Below are 18,782 nucleotides of genomic sequence, written 5' to 3'. Positions count from 1 at the left end.
CACATGAGCCAAGACTGGGATGCCGGACGCCTGGACAGTGATCTCGAGGGCGCGGCCTTCGAGACCTTGGCGGTGCGGGCAGGGCAGCAGCGCTCGCCGGAAGGCGAGCATGGCGAAGCCCTGTTCCTGACCAGCAGCTACGTGTTCCGCACCGCCGCGGATGCCGCGGCGCGCTTCGCCGGCGAGGTGCCGGGCAACGTCTATTCGCGCTATACCAACCCCACGGTTCGTACCTTCGAGACCCGCATCGCGGCTCTCGAAGGCGCCGAGCAGGCGGTGGCCACCGCCTCGGGCATGTCGGCCATCCTGGCCATGGTCATGAGCCTGTGCAGCGCCGGCGACCATGTGCTGGTCTCGCGCAGCGTGTTCGGCTCGACCATCAGCCTGTTCGAGAAGTACTTCAAGCGCTTCGGCATCGAGGTGGACTATCCGCCGCTGGCCGATCTGGACGCCTGGCAGGCGGCTTGCAAGCCCAATACCCGGCTGTTCTTCGTCGAGTCGCCGTCCAATCCCCTGGCCGAACTGGTGGACATCGCCGTTCTGGCCGAGATCGCCCATGCCCAGGGCGCGCTGCTGGCGGTCGACAACTGCTTCTGCACTCCGGCGCTGCAGAAACCGCTGGCGCTGGGTGCCGACATCGTCATCCATTCGGCGACCAAGTACATCGACGGTCAGGGCCGTGGCATGGGCGGCGTGGTCGCCGGTCGTGCCGAGCAGATGAAGGAGGTGGTGGGTTTCCTGCGTACCGCCGGCCCGACCCTGAGCCCTTTCAACGCCTGGCTGTTCCTCAAGGGCCTGGAGACGCTGAAGATCCGCATGCAGGCGCACAGCCAGACGGCCCTGGAACTGGCGCGCTGGCTAGAGCGCCAGCCCGGAATCGAGCGGGTCCACTACGCCGGTCTGGAAAGCCATCCGCAACATGGCCTGGCCTGCCGCCAGCAGTCAGCCTTTGGTGCCGTGGTGAGCTTCGAGGTGGCCGGTGGACGCGACGCCGCCTGGCGCTTCATCGACGCCACCCGGATGATCTCCATCACCACCAACCTGGGCGATACCAAGACCACCATCGCCCACCCGGCGACGACCTCGCACGGGCGGCTGTCGCCGGCCGAGCGCGCCAATGCCGGGATCAGCGACAGCCTGATCCGTATCGCCGTGGGTCTCGAAGACCTGGGTGATCTGCGACAGGACCTGGCCCGCGGACTGGCGGCCCTATGAGTCTGACGTTCGCACCGGTAGAGCTGCGCGTCGCCCTGGTTACCGGCGCGGCGCGTGGGATCGGGTTGGGTATCGCCGCCTGGCTGGTAGCCGAAGGCTGGCGGGTGGTGGTGGCTGACATCGAGCAAGAGCGCGGCGCCAAGGTAGCCGCCGCCCTGGGTGAGCGGGCCTGGTTCGTGGCCCTGGACGTGGCCGACGAGACCCAGGTGGAAGCCGCCGTGGCCCAGGTGATCGGCCAGTTCGGTCGGCTGGACGCCCTGGTCAACAACGCCGGTCTCGCCACCGCCCAGGGGCAGCCGCTGGAGAGCCTGGCGCTGGCCGAGTGGCGCAAGGTGCTCGGCGTGAACCTGGACGGTCCCATGCTGATGGCCAAGCACTGCGCGCCCTATCTGCGCGAAAAGCAGGGCGTCATCGTCAATATCGCCTCGACCCGCGCCCAGCAGTCCGAGCCCCACAGCGAGGCCTATGCCGCGAGCAAGGGCGGATTGCTGGCCCTGACCCATGCCCTGGCCATCAGCCTGGGCCCGGACGTGCGGGTGAACGCCCTCTGCCCGGGCTGGATCGACGCGCGCGATGCCCATGTCCGCGAGGCCGAACCGCTGTCCGCCGCCGACCACGAGCAGCATCCGGTCGGACGGGTAGGGACGGTGGAGGACGTGGCGGCTTGCGTGGCCTGGCTGCTCGGCGGCAACGCCGGTTTCATCACCGGCGAGGCCATCACCCTGGACGGCGGCATGACCCGCAAGATGATCTACCTGGAATAGCGCCCGTAGAAAATAAAATTGGAAAAATCCTTGACGGATCAAGGGGCTACGAGGAGAATGCGCGTCACCCGAAGGGGATGGCTGATTAGCTCAGCTGGGAGAGCACCTGCATCACACGCAGGGGGTCGGCGGTTCGATCCCGTCATCAGCCACCAAACTCTTCGGGAAGTGTTCCGCAAGGTGCACGCAATGCGCGGCGGTAGTTCAGTCGGTTAGAATACCGGCCTGTCACGCCGGGGGTCGCGGGTTCGAGTCCCGTCCGCCGCGCCATATGAGTCGTTACGGGTCCTCTGAACTGCCCGAACGACGCAAGAGAAGCTGCCCTAGGGCAGCTTTTTTTGTGCCTGGAGAAAAGGCCTGCCGACTGTCTGCGGGCAGGCGTCGCTCCGGTAGCCCGCTCAGGGCCAACCGACGGCCCGTTCAGATCACGAATTCCGCCACCACCTGCCTGAGTCCGGCCGCCAGGCGCGACACCTCGTTGCTGGCGCTGGAGGTCTGGCTGGCGCCCGCGGCGGTCTGGTCGGACAGGTCCTTGATGCTGATCAGGCCTCGATCGATGTCCTTGGCCACCAGGGCCTGTTCTTCGGCAGCCGTGGCGATCAGCGCCGTACGCTCGTCGATGCCGCCCATGGCGCCGGCGATGGCCAGCAGGGCACCATTGGCTTCCCGGGCGACGGATAGGGATTGCTCGGCGGTCTGGCTGCTCCGCTGCATGGCCTTCACCGCGTCCGTCGAATCGTGCTGGATGGTGCCGATCATGGCTTCGATTTCGCGCGTCGACTGCTGGGTGCGATGGGCCAGGGCCCGAACTTCATCCGCGACCACGGCGAACCCGCGACCCTGATCTCCGGCGCGTGCGGCTTCGATGGCGGCATTGAGCGCCAGCAGATTGGTCTGCTCGGCGATGGCGCGGATGACGTCGACGACGTTGCTGATCTCCTGAGCGCGGCCCGACAGCGTGTGAATCTGGCCGCTGCTCTGGTCGACCTGGGCGGCGAGCTGTTCGATGGCCGCGAGGGTTGCGGCCACGTGTTCCAGACCCGCCTGAGTGAGGGCGTTGCCCTGTTGCGAGGCGCCGGCACTTTCCTCCGCATGGCGCGCCACCTCGTCCACCGCCGCGCTCATTTCCGTCACAGCCGTAGCCACCTGGCCGATTTCGTCGTTTTGCCTGAGCAGGCCGCGATTGCCGTCGTCGATCACCGCGGTCATCTCCTCGGCGGCGGCGGCGAGCTGACTGGAGCTGTCCGCCAGGTGGGCCACGGTGCCGCGCAGATTGGCCTGCATACCGGCGAGAGCGATGAGCAGGCCGGCGGCCTCGTCGCTGCCCGTGACCTGGATGTCCTCGGCGAGATCCTTGTTGGCGATCCGCTGGGCGATGCGCAGGGCTTCGCCGATGGGCACGGTGATGCTACGCGTCAGCAGGAAGGCCAGGGCGATGGTGGCCAGCAGGGTGGCGATGATCAGCCCCGAGACCCAGGCCAGGCCGTGGTCGTAGATCCGTCCCGCTTCGATGCCCGAAGCGACCGCGCCCCGGTCATTCAGCGCGGCCAGGCTTTCGATCTGCACCTGCACTTGGTCGGCGGCCGTCCGCATGTTCCCATTGGCCAGGGCCGCGGCGGCTGGCAGATCCCCCTCGCGGTAGAGGGTCTCGAAGCTGTCCAGCAGGCCCAGGTAAGCCGTGGCACCGTTCTGCACGGACTGGTAGAGCTGCTGCTCCGCGTCGCTGGACACCAGGGGGGCATAGTCCTTTGTCACGCCAGCGAAGCGGCTGCGCAGATCGATCAAGGCCGTGGCCATTTCTGGCTGGCGCGCCGGATCCTGGGTGCCCAGGGCTCTCAGACTTTCGAGGCGCAACCGGAGCAGTGCCGCGGTCATCTGACCGGCCTGGCGGACGCTGGGCATCCAGTCGGTTTCCACCTCGATTTCCGACTGCCTGAGCTGCCGCATCTGAATCAGGGCGATGGCCCCGAGCGCAATGACAATTGCGACGATAACCGAGAAGGCCAAGGTCGACCGGCGACCCACCTTGAGTGTACGCATCATCATGACAGTCACCATGAGGCTAGCCCCCGGCAGGGCACCGGGGTTAATTTGTGATGTGCGTCACACGCTATCGAGGGTGGCTTAGCGGCGGCTTAAGGCGGGAGCGCCCATCCGGCCATTCGTCCGACCATGGCCTTCCGTGTCTGCTCTGGGTCCTGTGGCGGCGCGACGAGCCGCGACCCCAGGCGGCGCTAGTCGGCCGGGGCTCCCATCTGCGCCGAAATGCGCGCCGTGGTGGCGAGCATCTGCTCGACGTACTCGGCCTTGAGGTCTTCACGAAAGCGGAAGCAGGGAAAGGACACGCTCAGCCCGGCGATGACCTGGCCGAAGCGATCGCGGATCGGCGCTGCGAGGCATCTCATGTTGTCCTCGAATTCCTCGTGATCCTCGGCGAAGCCCAGGTCCCGGACACGCGCCAGTTCTGCCAGGTAGGCGGCCAGGCTGTCGAGGGTATTGGGCGTGCGGCGAACAAAGGTCTCCTGGGCGAGGATCTGCCGTACCTCGGCTTCCGGTCGCCAGGCCATCAGTACCTTGCCGATCCCGGTGCAATACAGCGGCGCCCGTCGACCGATGCGCGAATACATGCGCAGGGTGTAGCGCGAGTCGAGCTTGTGCACATAGACGATGGCGCCCTCATCGAAGATGCCGAGGTGGACGGTCTCGCCAGTGAGGTCGTTGAGATGGCGCATGCCGGGTTCGGCTTCGCGAACCAACTCCAGCTGGGGCAGGGCGCGGGCGCCGAGCTCGAACAGCTTGACGCTGAGGCGGTAGCGGTCTTCGGCGTCCTGGACCACATACCCCAGGGCCTTGAGCGTCTGCAGGAAGCGATGGACAGTGCTTTTCGACAGTTCGAGCTGCTGCGCCAGCTCCGAGACGCCGCAGTCGTCCTCGCGCTCGCCGAGTGCTTCCAGTACCGCCAGGGTACGCCCGACCGCGCTGACCATGTCATTGCCGAGATTCTGATTCTTTTCCATGGAACCGCCGGTCGCCTGGTTGTCGGAACACTGTTCCATTCTGATTGACGGATGCAGGAAAGGCCAGCAACACTGTCGTCCAGCGAATGGAACAACGTTCCAAAGAATTTCGCGCGTAAGGGTCTCTTTCCACCGCTGACGGTCGTCAGGGGTGCGAACAAAAACAACAACGGAACCTGCGACGATGAAATCCATGACCAAGGTCCCGGGCGCGCTGGCGCCTGCCGCTCGTACTCCCGGCTGGCTGCCCCGTGCCCATCCGGTGTCCTGGCAGATGCTGGGCATCACCACCCTGGCGATGCTGATGATCTCGGTGGACCGCCAGCTGCTGCCGACCGTGTTGCCGGCGATCATGCAGGAATTCGGACTGGACGCCGCCCAGGGCGGCTGGCTCAGTTCGCTGAGTTTCGTCGGGACCCTGATCGGCGCCCTGGTGGTGGGGGTGCTGGCCGACAGCGTCGGTACCGGCCATCGCCGTGCCTGGAGCTGGGTGGGGGCCTGCGCCCTGACCATAGGCTCGGCCTTCGCCACCGTGTATGCGCGTTCGCTGGGCGCCCTGCAGGTGCTGAGATTCACCATGGGCCTGGGCACCGGCGCCATGGAACCGGTCAACATCGCCGTGCCAGCGAATTCTGGCAAAAGGAAAATCGCGGCTTCGCCCTTGGCGTCCACCACACCGGCATGCCCCTGGGGCAATTCGTCGGGCCGGTGCTGATGGGGCTGATCCTGGCCAATGGCGACTGGCGCGCTACCTTTCTCTGGATCCCGCTGATCGGCCTGCCGATCATCCTGCTGCAGCTCTACCTGGGCCGCCGCCGCAACGAGGAACAGGTCTATGCCTGGATCCGCGAGGAGGGGCTGACCGTTCCGGTCGACACTGCCGCGCCGATCTCGCGCAATCCGCTGAGCAACCTGCGCCAGGCCTTCGCCGAGCGCAATGTGCGCCTCTGCCTGGTGATGAACTTCCTGTTCCTCTGGACCGAGATGGGTGTGGCCACCTTTCTGACCTACCAGCTCACCAGCCAGCTGGGGCTGAGCCTGGCCGAGGCCGCGGTGATCTCCGGCGCCTCGGGGCTGGTGGGCTGGGCGGGACAGATCTTCTGGGGCACCCTGAGCGATCACCGCGGCCGCAAGTTCGCCCTGGGGATCCTGACCGTCGGTTTCTCGATCTGCGTCGCGCTGTGCATGTTCATCGACAGTCGCGCCATGGCCTGGACCCTGCTGCTGGCCTGGGGCCTGTTCCGTAACTCACCCTATGTGGTGCTCTATTCGCTGGCGGTGGATTCCTCGCCCCGCGCGGCCGGCAGCGGCCTGGGTCTGCTCATTGGCGTCGGCCTGGGCCTGGCGGGCTTTCTGGTGGGGCCAGTGGCTGGTTACGTGATCGAGCATTTCGGCTGGCACTGGAGCTACGCCATGCTCGCCCTGAGCTGCCTGCTGGTGCTGATACCGCTGCGCTTCGTGGAGGAGACCCGCCATGGCGCCGCCTGAGTGCCTGTTCGACCATCGCGATGAACTGGGCGAAGGCCCGGTCTGGGATGCCCGGCAGCAGAGGCTGCTGTGGGTGGATATCCTCGCAGGTCGGCTGTTGCGCGCCGCGCCGCAGCCGGCGGCCCCGGTCGAGGTGCTGGATTTTGGCCGACCGCTGGGTTGCGCCGTGCCCCATGTCGACGGTTCCACCTGGCTGGCGCTGAGCGACGGCGTCTGGCGCCTGGTCGCCGGTGCGTCCCAACCGGCGCCGATCGCGCGGCCGTCCCGGGCGGTCCACGGGCCTCAGCACCGTTTCAACGATGGCAAGTGCGATGCGCTCGGTCGCTTCTGGCTGGGCACCACGCTGCTCGACGAGGCGCCCGGCGGCGGCCGGCTGTATTGCCTGGACCTGGATGGCCAGCTGCATCAACGCCTCGACGGCATCACCGTGTCCAACGGCCTGGGCTGGAGCCCGGACAACCGGACCTTCTACTACATAGATTCGCCCACCCGCCGGGTGCAGGCCTTCGACTTCGATCTCGCCAGCGGCCAGCTCGGTCGCGCGCGCACCCTCATCGACTTCGGCGAGCAGCCCGGCGTACCGGATGGGCTGGCCGTGGACAGCGAGGGCGCACTGTGGATCGCCCACTGGGATGGCTATCGCCTGAGTCGCTGGAGCGCCGAAGGCGTATTGCTCGCCTGGGTGGAGCTGCCGGTGGCGCGGGTCACCTCCTGCGCCTTCTATGGCGAGCGCCTGGAGCAGCTGCTGATCACCACCGCCCATGTGGGTCTCGATGATTCCGCCCGCCAGGCGCAACCCCTGGCCGGGCGTACCTTCTGCCTCGATCCCGGCGTGACCGGTCTGGCGGTGTCCGCCTGCCGCGTCCGGGTTCCGGACCATCCTCAGGAGTCTGCATGACGCTACCCCTCGTTTCGTCCCCCCTGGCCCGCATTGGCCTCATCGGCGAATGCATGGTCGAGTTGCGCAGTCAGGAGGATGGCCAGCTGGGCCAGGCCTTTGGCGGCGATACCCTCAATGCGGCGGTCTATTTGCGGCGGCTGCTCGGGGATGATCCGGTGCAGCTGGATTACCTCACCGCAGTGGGCGATGACAGCCTGAGCCAGGCCATGCGCGCATGCTGGCGCGAGGAGGGGGTAGGTGACGAGCGGGCGCGGGTGCTGCCCGGGCGCCTGCCGGGGCTCTATCTGATCCAGACCGATGCCGACGGCGAGCGGCGCTTTCTCTATTGGCGGGGCGAGGCGGCGGCACGGGAATGTTTCGACGGCGCCGAGGCCCAGCCGCTGCTGGCGGCCCTGGCCGAGTACCAGGTGCTCTATCTCAGCGGCATCAGCCTGGCGGTGCTGACCGATACCGGCCGCGAGCGGCTGCTGGAGGCCCTGCGCCAGGCGCGCGCCGCTGGCACCCGCATCGTGTTCGACAACAACTACCGGCCGCGGCTGTGGCCGCATCTGCAGGCGGCGCGCACGGCCTATCACCGCTTGCTGCAGCTCGCCGACCTGGCGCTGGTGACCTGGGAAGACGATGCCGCGCTGTTCGGCTTCGCCGACGAGGCGGCGCTGTTCGCCCAGTACGCCGAGTGGGGCGTGGCCGAGGTGGCGCTCAAGCGCGGGGCGCGCAGCTGCCTGCTGCAGCATCGCCAGGGACGCCAGGAAGTGGCCGGAGAAGCCGTGGCGCGGGTGGTCGATACCACCGCCGCCGGGGATTCCTTCAGCGCCGCCTACCTGGCCTGCCGCCTCCAGGGCGGGGCTCCCGAGGTGGCTGCCTGCTGGGGTCATCGCCTGGCGGCCACGGTCATCCAGCATCCCGGCGCGCTCATTCCGCGCGCGGTCATGCCGGCAATGCCACCGCTGATTCCCTTTCTCACTGCCCAGGCCTGAAGTCATGAAGATCACCGAAGCCCGCGTCATCGTCACCTGTCCCGGTCGCAACCTGGTCACCCTCAAGATCGTCACCGACGAAGGCCTCTATGGCCTCGGCGACGCCACCCTCAATGGCCGCGAGCTGGCGGTGGTGGCCTACCTGGAAGAGCATGTGCTGCCGGCGCTGATCGGTCGCGACGCCCACCGCATCGAAGACATCTGGCAGTACCTCTATCGCGGCGCCTACTGGCGGCGCGGACCGGTCACCATGACCGCCATCGCCGCGGTGGACGTGGCGCTCTGGGACCTCAAGGCCAAGGCTGCCGGTATGCCGCTGTACCAGCTGCTCGGCGGCAAGAGCCGCGAGCGGGTGATGGTCTATGGCCATGCCACCGGCAAGGACATCGAGAGCTGCCTGGACGAGGTGGCCCGCCATGTGGAGCAGGGCTATCGCGCGGTGCGGGTGCAGTGCGGGGTGCCGGGCATTCTCACCACCTACGGCGTGGCCAAGCGCGAGGGCGAACGCTACGAACCGGCCGACAGCGACCTGCCGGCCGAGCACGTCTGGGACACCGCCAAGTACCTCAACCATGCGCCCAAGCTGTTCGCCGCGGTGCGCGAGCGCTTTGGCGACGACCTGCACCTGCTGCACGACGTGCACCATCGGCTGACGCCCATCGAGGCCGGTCGGCTGGGCAAGAGGGTCGAGGAATACAACCTGTTCTGGCTGGAGGACTGCACCCCGGCGGAAAACCAGGAAGCCTTCCGCCTGATCCGCCAGCACACCACCACGCCGCTGGCGGTGGGCGAGGTGTTCAACTCCATCCACGACTGCCGCGAGCTGATCCAGGAACAACTGATCGACTATATCCGCGCCACCCTGGTGCATGCCGGCGGCATCACCCACATGAGGCGTATCGCCGATCTGGCAGCTCTCTACCGGGTACGTACCGGCTTCCATGGCGCCACCGACCTGTCGCCGGTGTGCATGGGCGCGGCGCTGCACTTCGACACCTGGGTGCCCAACTTCGGCATCCAGGAGCACATGCCCCACGAGGCGCGCATCGAGGAGGTCTTTCCCCACGCCTATCGCTTCGAAGACGGCCATTTCACCCCAGGCGAGGTGCCTGGCCACGGCGTGGACATCGACGAGGACCTCGCCGCCCGTTATCCCTACAAACGCGCCAGCCTGCCGGTGAACCGGCTGGTGGACGGCACCCTATGGCACTGGTGAGCGAGGAATCCAGGATGAAAGCCTTTCAGGTCAGAGCACCCCATGAATTCAGCATCGAAGAGGTCGCGGTACCCGCGCTGGCGCCCGGCGAGGTCCGCGTCGGGGTGGCCTATGCCGGCATCTGCGGCTCGGACATGCACATCATCCATGGGCAGAACGCCTTCGTGCGCTTTCCCCGCGTCACCGGTCACGAATTCGCCGGCGTGGTGCGCGAGGTGGGCGAGGGCGTGAGCGGCCTGGCGGTGGGCGATCCGGTCTGCGTCGATCCGGTGATCGCCTGCGGCAGCTGCTATCCCTGCCGCATCGGTCGGCCCAATGTCTGCAGTCGCCTGCAGGTGCTGGGGGTGCACCGCGATGGCGGCTTCAGCGAAGAGGTCTGCGTACCCGCCGCCAACGCCCACCGGCTGCCGCCCGGTCTGCCGCTGGCCCAGGCCGCCCTGGTCGAGCCCTACAGCATCGCCCTCAATGTGCTGGAGCGGATGCAGTACCTTCCCGGTGATGCCCTGCTGATCTACGGCGCCGGCGTGATCGGCCTGACCCTGGTGCAGATGGCCAGGGCGCTGGGCATCGCCGACATCACCGTGACCGATGTGCTGGACGATCGCCTGGCCACCGCTCGGGCCCTGGGCGCGACCCGCACCCTCAATGGCCGCGAGACCAGCGTCGAAGCGGCCATGCGCGAAGCCACCGGCGGCGAGGGCGTGCCGCTGATCGTCGACGCCGCCTGCCATCCGGCGCTGCTGCCAGAGATCGTCCGGCTGGCGTCGCCGGCCGGGCGTATCGGCCTGCTGGGCTTCAGCGGCACGCCCAGCGAGCTGGTGCAACTGGAGATCATCAAGAAGGAACTGACGCTGGTGGGTTCGCGGCTCAACAACGGCCGCTTTCCGCGGGTCATCGAGCTGCTGGCGGCGGGCCAGCTGGATGCCGCGGCGCTGATCAGCCACCAGGTGGCCAGCCAGGAGATGCCGGGCGCCATCGAGCTGATCGAAAGGCACCCCGAGCAGACCCGCAAGGTGCTGGTGCAATGGGGTGGCAACGCCTGACGACGCGCGTTCCTCCGGGAACGCTTCTCTGATGCCTTACCGAATAAAGACAATGAGCGGGAGGTAACAAATGGCTGGACAAGGTCGTGGATTGGTACTCGTCATGCTGTTCCTGGCGGGGGTCGTCAACTATCTGGATCGCTCGGCGCTGTCGGTGGCGGCGCCGCTGATCCAGAAGGACTTCGCGCTCAGCGCCGGCGAGATGGGGCTGCTGTTCAGCGCCTTCTTCGTCGGCTATGCGGCGTTCAACTTCATCGGTGGCTGGGCCGCCGACCGCTATGGCGCCAAGACCACGCTGCTGCTGGCCATGGTGCTCTGGTCGGCGTTCAGCGGCCTGACGGTGCTGGCCTCGGGCTTCGCCGCGCTGATCGTGATCCGGGTGCTGTTCGGCATGGCCGAGGGGCCCCTGAGTGTCTCCACCAGCAAGATGGTCAACAACTGGTACGCACCCCATAACCGCGGTCGCACCCTGGGTCTGTCGATGTCGGGCACGCCCTTGGGCGGCGCCATTTCCGGCCCCATCGTCGGGGTGATCGCGGTGGCCTACGGCTGGAAGGTGTCCTTCGTCGTCATCATGCTGATCGGCTTCGTCTGGGCGGTGGTCTGGTACCTCTGGATCAAGGACAAGCCCACCGGCCAGCTGGCCGCCGACATCGCCGCCGAGGAGCGCGCCGTGGCCGTGGTGGATACCGAGGTCAGGCCGCTCAAGTACTACCTGCGCCAGCCCACGGTGCTGTTCACCGCCCTGGCGTTCTTCGCCTACAACTACACCCTGTTCTTCTTCCTCACCTGGTTCCCCAGCTACCTGATCCAGGCCTACGGCCTCAACGTGAAGGACATGAGCATCGCCACGGTGATCCCCTGGGTGCTGGGCTTCATCGGTCTGGCGGTGGGCGGCTATCTGTCCGACTGGGTGTTCCGCAAGACCGGCCGGCTGATGTTCTCGCGCAAGGTGGTGCTGGTGACCTGCCTGCTGGCCTGCGCCCTGTGCATCGCCGTCGCCGGCCTGGTCAGCACCCTCTATGCCGCGGTGGCCCTGGTGGCGCTCTCGGTGTTCTTCCTCTATCTGACCGGGGCGATCTACTGGGCGATCATCCAGGACACGGTGCCGGCGGCGCGGGTGGGCGGGGTGAGCGGCTTCATGCACTTCCTGGCCAACACCTCGGGCATCATCGGCCCGGCGGTGACCGGCTACCTGGTGCAATTCACCGGGGCCTTCACCAGCGCCTTCCTGCTGGCCGGCGCCCTGACCGTGATCGGTTCGCTGTGCGTGGCGCGCTTCGTCAAGCCGCTGGCCGAGCGGCCGGCGGACGCACCCGCCGCGCTCGCCACCGGAGGCGCCCGATGAGCGATTTCGAACGCCTTCCCTCGCGCTATCCGGCGCCGGCCATCGGTATCGTCCACCTGGGGCTGGGCGCCTTCCACCGAGCTCACCAGGCGGTCTATCTGGAGCGTAATTTGGCCCGCCACGGCGGCGGCGCCTGGGGCCTGTGCAGCGCCAACCTGAGATCGGGACGGGCGCTGGTGGAAACCCTGGAGGCCAGCGGTGGCCGTTATCACGTGGCCGAGTACCGTAACCGGCGGGAAGGGGTGCTGCGCGAGATCGGCGCCCTGCGCGAGGTGCTCTATGCCGGCGACGGCGGGGCCGGGCGCGAGGCCCTGCTGGCGCGGCTGGCCGATCCCGGGGTGCGCATCGTCACCCTGACGGTGACGGAAAAGGGCTATTGCCTGAGTCCCGCCAGCGGCGCGCTGCGCCGCGACGATCCCGGCATCGTCCACGACCTGGGCGAACCACGGGCGCCGCGCACCGCGCCGGGGCTGCTGGTGGAAGGCCTGCGCCGGCGCCGGGCGGCCGGCATCGCGCCCTTCACCGTGCTCTGCTGCGACAACATGCCGGACAACGGTCAGCGGACCCGCCAGGCGGTGGTGTCCCTTGCCGAGGCCCAGGACGCCGGCCTGGCGGCCTGGATCGCCAGTGAGGTGGCCTTTCCCTGCAGCATGGTGGATCGCATCGTCCCGGCCATGGACGAAGCCGCCTTCGCGCGCCTGCGCGATCTCGGCTGCGACGATCCGGCCGCCGTGGTGGGCGAGGCCTTCAGCCAGTGGGTGGTGGAGGACCGCTTTCCGCAAGGGCGCCCGGACTGGGAACACGAAGGGGTGCAGATGGTGGCGGACGTCCGCCCCTTCGAGACCATGAAGCTGCGCCTGCTCAATGGCAGCCATTCGCTGCTGGCCTATGTCGGCAGCCTGGCCGGCCACGGCACCGTGGCCGAAGCCATGGCCGACGAACGCCTGGCCGCCCTGGTGCACCGCTATATGAACCACGAGGCGGCGCCGACCCTGGACATGCCGGAAGGCGTGGATCTGCAGGCCTATGCCCAGGCGCTGGTCGCGCGCTTCCGTAACGATGCCCTGCAGCACCGGCTGCGGCAGATCGCCATGGACGGGTCGCAGAAGCTGCCCCAGCGCTGGTTGCTGGGCGCCAGGCGACTGCTGGAGCAGGGCGGCGATCCGGCCTGCACCGCTCTCGGCGTGGCGGCCTGGATTCACTATGGTGAAGGCGAGGGCGAGGCGCTGGACGATCCCCTGCGTGCCACCCTGGCCGCCTTGCCTACGGGTGCGGCGCGGGTGGACGCCGTCCTGGCGCTGACCGAGGTCTTTCCCTCCGATCTGGCCACGCACCCCGCCTTCCGCGCCGCGGTGCAAGGGGCCCACGTGCGCATTGCCACGGCGGGCATCGAAGCTGCCATCGCCGATCTGACTGAGCAAGGAGTCTGACATGGAACACACCTGGCGCTGGTTCGGTCCGCGCGATCCCATCTCCCTCGCCGACATCCGCCAGACCGGGGCCACCGGCATCGTCACGGCGCTGCACGAGATCCCCAATGGCGAGGTCTGGCCGGTGGCCGCCATCGCCGAGCGCAAGGCGCTGATCGAGGCGGCGGGACTCTCCTGGTCGGTGGTGGAAAGCATCCCGGTCCACGAAGACATCAAGCGCGGCCTGCCGGGTCGTGAGCGCTATCTGGAGAACTATCGGCAAAGTCTGCGCAATCTGGCCCAGTGCGGCATCGACGTGGTCTGCTACAACTTCATGCCGGTGCTGGACTGGACCCGCACCCAGCTGGCGCACCGGCTGCCCGACGGCGCCTGGGCGCTGAGATTCGATCAGGATGCCTTCGTCGCCTTCGATCTCTGCATCCTCCAGCGCGACGGTGCCGAGGCCGAGTACACCGCCGAGGAGATCGAGCGCGCGCGCGGCTATCACGCCGGGCTCGACGAAGCCGGGCGCGAGGAACTGGTGCGCACCCTTATCGCCGGCCTGCCGGGCGCCGAGGAGGGCTACTCAGTGGCCGACCTGCGGGCCCTGCTGGCCACCTATGCCGGTATCGACGCCGGGCGGCTGCGCGAGCACCTGGCGGTCTTTCTCCAGGCCGTGGTGCCGGTGGCGGAGGAGGTGGGCATTCGCCTCGGGGTGCATCCGGACGATCCGCCGCGGCCGCTGCTGGGCCTGCCACGGGTGGTGTCCACCGCCGCCGACGCCCAGTGGCTGCTGGACGCGGTACCCAGCCCGGTCAACGGCCTGACCTTCTGTACCGGTTCCTATGGCGTGCGGGCCGACAACGACCTGGTGGCCATGGCCCGCCAATTCGCGCCGCGCATCCACTTCGTCCATCTGCGGGCGACCCGGCGCGAGGCGGATCCGCGCAGTTTCCACGAGGCCCATCACCTGGACGGCGACGTGGACATGGTCGGGGTGATCCGCGAACTGGTGCGCGAGGAGCGTCGCCGCGAACGCGAAGGCGGGGCGCGTCTGCCCATGCGCCCGGACCACGGTCACCAGCTGCTGGACGACCAGGGGCGGCGCACCAATCCGGGCTATTCGCTGATCGGCCGGCTCAAGGGCCTGGCGGAATTGCGCGGCGTGGAACAGGCCGTGCGGCGCCTGGAAGAGGCGCGCGGCTGATGCGGATCGGCAGCTATCAGAAATCCCCCGGGCGTGGTCCAGGCCAACCTCGAATGCTGACGTGGAGACCCCTATGGAATTGATCACCCGCAGCGGCGCCGCGGCCGCTGCCCGCGCCACCCTGCGGCTGCATCCGCAAGACGACGTGCTCATCGCCCGCCAGGCGCTGGTGCCCGGCCTGGAATTGCCGGAGGAGGGCGTGCAGGTCCGCGAACCGGTGCCCGCCGGTCACAAGGTCGCCGTACGCGCCCTGGCGGCAGGTGCGCCGGTACGCCGCTATGGCCAGATCATCGGCTTCGCCCGCGAGGCCATCGCCGCCGGCAGCCATGTGCACGTGCACAACCTGGCCATGGGCGACTTCACCCGCGAGCACGCCTTCGGCATCGAGGCCCGCGGCGCCCCGGCGCCCATCGAGCGCAGCTTTCTCGGCATCGTTCGCCCGGATGGCCGGGTGGCGACTCGCAACTACATCGGCATCCTCACCTCGGTGAATTGCTCGGCCACGGTGGCCCGGGCGGTGGCCGACCACTTCCGCCGTGATGTGCATCCCGCCGCGCTGGAGCCCTATCTCAACGTCGACGGCGTGGTCGCCCTGACCCATGGCGTCGGTTGCGGCATCGACACCCAGGGCGAGGGCATGGCAGTGTTGCGCCGCACCCTGGGCGGCTATGCCTCCCACCCCAACTTCGCTGCCGTGCTTTTCATCGGCCTGGGCTGCGAAGCCAACCAGATCCCCTCACTGCTGGCCGACCAGGGCCTCGCCGAGCATGCGGGACTGCAAACCCTCAATATCCAGGACAGCGGCGGCACCACCGCCACCGTGGCCCGCGGCATCGCCGCGGTGGAGGCGCTGCTGCCCGCAGCCAATGCGGTGCAGCGCGAACCGGTCAGTGCGCGGCATCTGATCCTGGGCCTGCAATGCGGTGGCTCGGACGGCTATTCCGGCATCAGCGCCAACCCGGCGCTGGGTCGGGCGGTGGACCTGCTGGTGGCCGCCGGGGGCACCGCCATCCTTTCGGAAACCCCGGAAATCTACGGCGCCGAACACCTGCTCACCCGGCGCGCCGCCAGCGCGGCGGTGGGCGAGCGCCTGGTGGAGCGCATCCGCTGGTGGGAAGACTACTGCGCCCGCTTCGGTGCCAGCCTGGACAACAACCCCTCGGCGGGCAACAAGGCCGGCGGCTTGACCACCATCCTGGAAAAATCCCTTGGCGCGGTGATCAAGGCCGGTTCCACCGATCTCATGGCGGTCTATGGCTACGCCGAGGCGGTGCGCAGCCGGGGCCTGGTGTTCATGGACACCCCCGGGTACGACCCGGTCTCGGCTACCGGCCAGGTGGCGGGGGGCGCCAATCTCATCGCCTTCACCACCGGCCGGGGTTCGGCCTATGGCTGCGCGCCGACGCCATCGCTCAAGATCGCCACCAACACGCGGCTGTGGGAGAGCCAGCGCGACGACATGGACGTGGATTGCGGCGGGCTGGTGGATGGCAGCGCTACCCTGGAAGAGCGCGGCGCCTTCATCTTCGAGCGGCTGCTGGCGCTGGCTTCGGGCGAGCGCAGCCGCAGCGAGCTGCATGGCTATGGGCAGAACGAATTCGTGCCCTGGCAACTGGGTGCCACGACCTGAGAAAAGCTCATTGGCGCGGGGTTCACGTCGATGTGACTCAGCTGTGGCCCATGGGCTGCACAGGTCAGTCAGGCAAGAGGCATGAAGGCGCCCCGGTCATGCTGGCCGGGGCGCCTGTCAGATCGTACGCCGCCAGGAGCCGTATCCCAGGTCAGGCGCAGGAGTGACTTCAGGCGGAGGCGTCGTCCGCGGGGGCGGCAACGGCATCGGCCGCTGCGGCCTCTGTGGGCGCGGCGGTTTCCGCCTTGGCCTTGGCCTGCTCACGGCGGGCCTGGGCGCGCTGGCGGCGTGCCTGCTGCTTGGCATAGACCGCCTGGGACGCGGTCACGGTGCCAGCCGGCTGGCCATCCAGATCCAGGCGCGGGGCGTTCTCGGTCATGGCCGCCCAGTAGCGGGTGCCGCGGCACCAGGTGGCGATCGACTGCTTGAGCTGATCACCGGTGATGCCCAGGCGTTCCAGGTGCTGCTCGGCGTCCTTCAGGATGCCTTCCTTGAGCGGCACCTTGGGTGCGGGATTGACCGGGAAGGCCAGGGGAAAGTGCTTTTGCAGACGGCGGATGCCTTCGACCACCGGATCCTGCTCGCGGGGCTTCTGCTCGCGGGGCTTGGCTTTCGGTGAAGGTCTCCGCGCCGGCCGCTCGTTGCTCTCGGTCTTTACCTGCGCTTTTTCGGCCCGCAGGCGGTCGCGTAGTTCAGCTAGTTGCTCAAAGCCCATCGTTCAGCTCACCGCTCCAAATAGAATTCACGTGCAAGGGTAACCCATGCCGGGCTTGGACCGCGCCGATCGCGGATTGGCACGCCCAAGGCTGGCGGCCCGTCATTCTAAAGGCTGGTTTGCCGCTCGTGCATCCTTGGAGGCGTCATTCCCGGCGGATGGTGTGTCCTGCTGGGCGTTTTCCAGGTCCTGTACGAGAGTCGCCGAGCGAAGGTGAGGCGAGTTGGAACGACCAAGGGAGTAACATCCCAAGCCCGCTCGAGGGGTGAACGCTCACCAAGCAAAAAGCAGAGGAAGCGCAGTGTACGTGCGGTAAAGGAGCATTTCGACCGGGCTGGCGATCCAGGGCTTTTTCAACGAAGCATCGCCAATGCGCAGGCACTCCTCGTACTGGACCTAGCCGCCTCCGGTCAGGCGCGACACCCATTGCGCCAGCCGCAGCTTGAACGGCGAATAGGGCGGCAGCAGCAGACGAACGGCCAGCAGCGGACCGGCGGCGAGCATGCTGCGCTCGTGGGAAAAGGTGCGAAAGCCGGCCTGGCCATGGGCGCTGCCGCTGCCGGAGTGATTGACGCCGCCAAAGGGCAGGTGCAGCTGGGTGTACTGCTGCATGCACAGATTGAGGCCGACGCTGCCGGAGCTGGTGCGGGCGACGACCCGCCGCTGCACCGCCCGATCGCGACTCCAGAGATAGAGCGCCAGCGGCTTGGGACCGGCGTCGATGCGCTGCAGCACCTCCTCCAGGTCGTCGTAGGCGATCACCGGCAGGAGCGGACCGAACAGCTCCTGGCTGTCCAGGGGGCTGTCGATGGCCGAGCAATCCAGCAGGGTCGGGGCGAGATAGCACCCGGCCGCGTCGTGCGCGCCGCCATGGATCAGCTGTGCACCGGCCGCCTGGGCCTGTTCCAGCAGCCCGATCAGCTGGCTGGCATGGCGTTGGTGAATGAGCCGGGCGTAGTCCGGGCTGGCCGCGGCATCGGTGCCGTAGCGCTGTACCAGCAGGACGCGACAGCGCGCCTTGAAGGCCGGCAGCAGGCGGCGGGCGACGAAGACATGGTCGGGCGCGACGCAGGACTGACCGGCATTGAGGAACTTACCCCAGAGCAGCAACTCGGCGGCGGCGTCCAGGTCGGCGCTGGCGTCGATGATCGCCGGCGACTTGCCACCCAGTTCCAGGGTCACCGAGGCCAGGTGCCGGGCGGCGGCCTGCATCACCAGGCGGCCCACGGCGGTGGAGCCGGTAAAGAAGAAGTGATCGAAGGGCAGCGCCAAGAGCGCCTGGGCGGTGCTGACGTCGCCTTCGCAAAAGGCCACAGTGTCCGGGGTGAAGGCCTCGGCCAGCAGTTCGCGCAGCACTGCGTTGACCGCCGGGGTGAACTCCGATGGCTTGAGCATCACGCTGTTGCCGGCCGCCAGCGCCGATACCAGGGGGCCGAGCAGGGTGGAGACCGGGTAGTTCCAAGGGCCGATGATCAGGCAGCGCCCGCGTGGCTGGCTGTGGATGTGCGCCGGGCAGCCGAGGGAGGTCAGGGTCGGGCGCACCCGCCGTGGCTTCATCCAGCGGCGCAGGTGGCGGCGCGCGTGCTGGATCTCTTCCAGCACCGGCATGATCTCCGACAGCTCCACCTCCACCTCGGGTTTGCCGAAGTCCTGGCGAAAGGCCGCATAGAGCGCCCCACGCCGCGCCACCAGGGCGCCATGCAGGCGCTGCAGCAGGCTCAGGCGCTCGGCGGCGCTGGAACCGCGCAGGGCCAGGGCGCGCGGTCCCTGGGCGGCGAACAGCCGCTGCAGGGTCTCGGGGTCGACCAGGGCGGGAGCGGGATCGGGGAGGGGCGCATTCATGGCAGCAGTC

14 protein-coding genes, 2 tRNA genes and 1 pseudogene are annotated in these 18,782 nt (G+C 68.1%); 13 read left to right on the top strand and 4 right to left on the bottom strand.

The genetic code is table 11. The annotated features are described in order from the left end of the window. The first annotated feature begins 3 nt into the window (after window positions 1-3). The 4 genes from EC839_RS04540 (at window position 4) to EC839_RS04525 (ending at window position 2,249) form a co-directional block, all read left to right on the top strand. The gene (locus tag EC839_RS04540; RefSeq protein WP_132832263.1) at window positions 4-1,215 is read left to right on the top strand and encodes an O-succinylhomoserine sulfhydrylase; all 1,212 of its coding nucleotides are present in this window, start codon (window positions 4-6) and stop codon (window positions 1,213-1,215) included. Then, a complete protein-coding gene (locus EC839_RS04535) occupies window positions 1,212-1,979 on the top strand; it encodes an SDR family oxidoreductase (protein ID WP_132832262.1) in 768 nt (255 codons plus the stop codon). The genes EC839_RS04540 and EC839_RS04535 overlap by 4 nt, the downstream gene beginning before the upstream one ends. 79 nt (window positions 1,980-2,058) lie before the next feature. Further along, window positions 2,059-2,134 (top strand) — tRNA-Val (locus tag EC839_RS04530). A 38-nt stretch (window positions 2,135-2,172) separates the two neighbouring features. Continuing rightward, a tRNA-Asp gene (locus EC839_RS04525) sits at window positions 2,173-2,249 on the top strand. 150 nt (window positions 2,250-2,399) lie between these two features. Here the strand turns inward: EC839_RS04525 and EC839_RS04520 are convergent. Beyond that, the gene (locus EC839_RS04520; RefSeq protein ID WP_132832261.1) at window positions 2,400-4,025 is read right to left on the bottom strand and encodes a methyl-accepting chemotaxis protein; all 1,626 of its coding nucleotides are present in this window, start codon (window positions 4,023-4,025) and stop codon (window positions 2,400-2,402) included. Window positions 4,026-4,213: 188 nt separating this feature from the next. Next, complete coding sequence (gene kdgR / locus EC839_RS04515) at window positions 4,214-4,996, bottom strand: DNA-binding transcriptional regulator KdgR (RefSeq protein WP_132832260.1); 783 nt, start codon at window positions 4,994-4,996, stop codon at window positions 4,214-4,216. 184 nt (window positions 4,997-5,180) lie between these two features. Between kdgR and EC839_RS24850 the strand changes: the two are divergent. The 9 genes and pseudogenes from EC839_RS24850 to EC839_RS04470 all read left to right on the top strand — a co-directional run bounded on the left by EC839_RS24850 (window position 5,181) and on the right by EC839_RS04470 (window position 16,215). Beyond that, window positions 5,181-6,484 (top strand): annotated as a pseudogene (locus EC839_RS24850) (MFS transporter). Beyond that, entirely contained in the window at window positions 6,471-7,382 is a 912-nt protein-coding gene (locus tag EC839_RS04505; RefSeq protein ID WP_132832258.1) for an SMP-30/gluconolactonase/LRE family protein, read from the top strand. Before EC839_RS24850 ends, EC839_RS04505 begins: the two are co-directional and overlap by 14 nt. After that, the gene (locus tag EC839_RS04500) at window positions 7,379-8,362 is read left to right on the top strand and encodes a sugar kinase (protein ID WP_132832257.1); all 984 of its coding nucleotides are present in this window, start codon (window positions 7,379-7,381) and stop codon (window positions 8,360-8,362) included. Before EC839_RS04505 ends, EC839_RS04500 begins: the two co-directional genes overlap by 4 nt. 4 nt (window positions 8,363-8,366) lie before the next feature. After that, window positions 8,367-9,578 carry a D-mannonate dehydratase ManD gene (gene manD / locus EC839_RS04495; protein ID WP_132832256.1) on the top strand — a complete coding sequence of 404 codons (1,212 nt, stop codon included), beginning with the start codon at window positions 8,367-8,369 and terminating at the stop codon, window positions 9,576-9,578. 14 nt (window positions 9,579-9,592) lie between these two features. Next, window positions 9,593-10,621, top strand: coding sequence for a Zn-dependent oxidoreductase (locus EC839_RS04490; protein ID WP_132832255.1), 1,029 nt, complete (start codon window positions 9,593-9,595; stop codon window positions 10,619-10,621). Between the two features lie 70 nt (window positions 10,622-10,691). Next, complete coding sequence (locus tag EC839_RS04485) at window positions 10,692-11,969, top strand: MFS transporter (RefSeq protein WP_132832254.1); 1,278 nt, start codon at window positions 10,692-10,694, stop codon at window positions 11,967-11,969. Then, entirely contained in the window at window positions 11,966-13,399 is a 1,434-nt protein-coding gene (locus tag EC839_RS04480; RefSeq protein WP_132832253.1) for a mannitol dehydrogenase family protein, read from the top strand. Before EC839_RS04485 ends, EC839_RS04480 begins: the two co-directional genes overlap by 4 nt. Window position 13,400: 1 nt before the next feature. Next, complete coding sequence (gene uxuA, locus EC839_RS04475; RefSeq protein WP_132832252.1) at window positions 13,401-14,585, top strand: mannonate dehydratase; 1,185 nt, start codon at window positions 13,401-13,403, stop codon at window positions 14,583-14,585. Window positions 14,586-14,658: 73 nt separating this feature from the next. Continuing rightward, window positions 14,659-16,215: a UxaA family hydrolase gene (locus EC839_RS04470; protein WP_132832251.1), complete on the top strand. Its 1,557-nt coding sequence runs from the start codon at window positions 14,659-14,661 to the stop codon at window positions 16,213-16,215. Window positions 16,216-16,384: 169 nt separating this feature from the next. Here EC839_RS04470 and EC839_RS04465 read toward each other — a convergent pair whose 3' ends face one another. Both EC839_RS04465 and EC839_RS04460 read right to left on the bottom strand, forming a co-directional pair. After that, window positions 16,385-16,930 carry a ProQ/FinO family protein gene (locus EC839_RS04465; protein ID WP_132832250.1) on the bottom strand — a complete coding sequence of 182 codons (546 nt, stop codon included), beginning with the start codon at window positions 16,928-16,930 and terminating at the stop codon, window positions 16,385-16,387. Between the two features lie 396 nt (window positions 16,931-17,326). Further along, window positions 17,327-18,772: an aldehyde dehydrogenase family protein gene (locus EC839_RS04460; RefSeq protein WP_132832249.1), complete on the bottom strand. Its 1,446-nt coding sequence runs from the start codon at window positions 18,770-18,772 to the stop codon at window positions 17,327-17,329. Between the last annotated feature and the right edge of the window lie 10 nt (window positions 18,773-18,782).

The organism is Pseudomonas sp. JUb52 (assembly GCF_004341115.1).
Classification (GTDB): Bacteria; Pseudomonadota; Gammaproteobacteria; order Pseudomonadales; family Pseudomonadaceae; genus Chryseomonas; species Chryseomonas oryzihabitans.
Note: the sequence above shows the minus strand (reverse complement) of the source record. Positions and strands in the feature narration are given on the sequence as shown.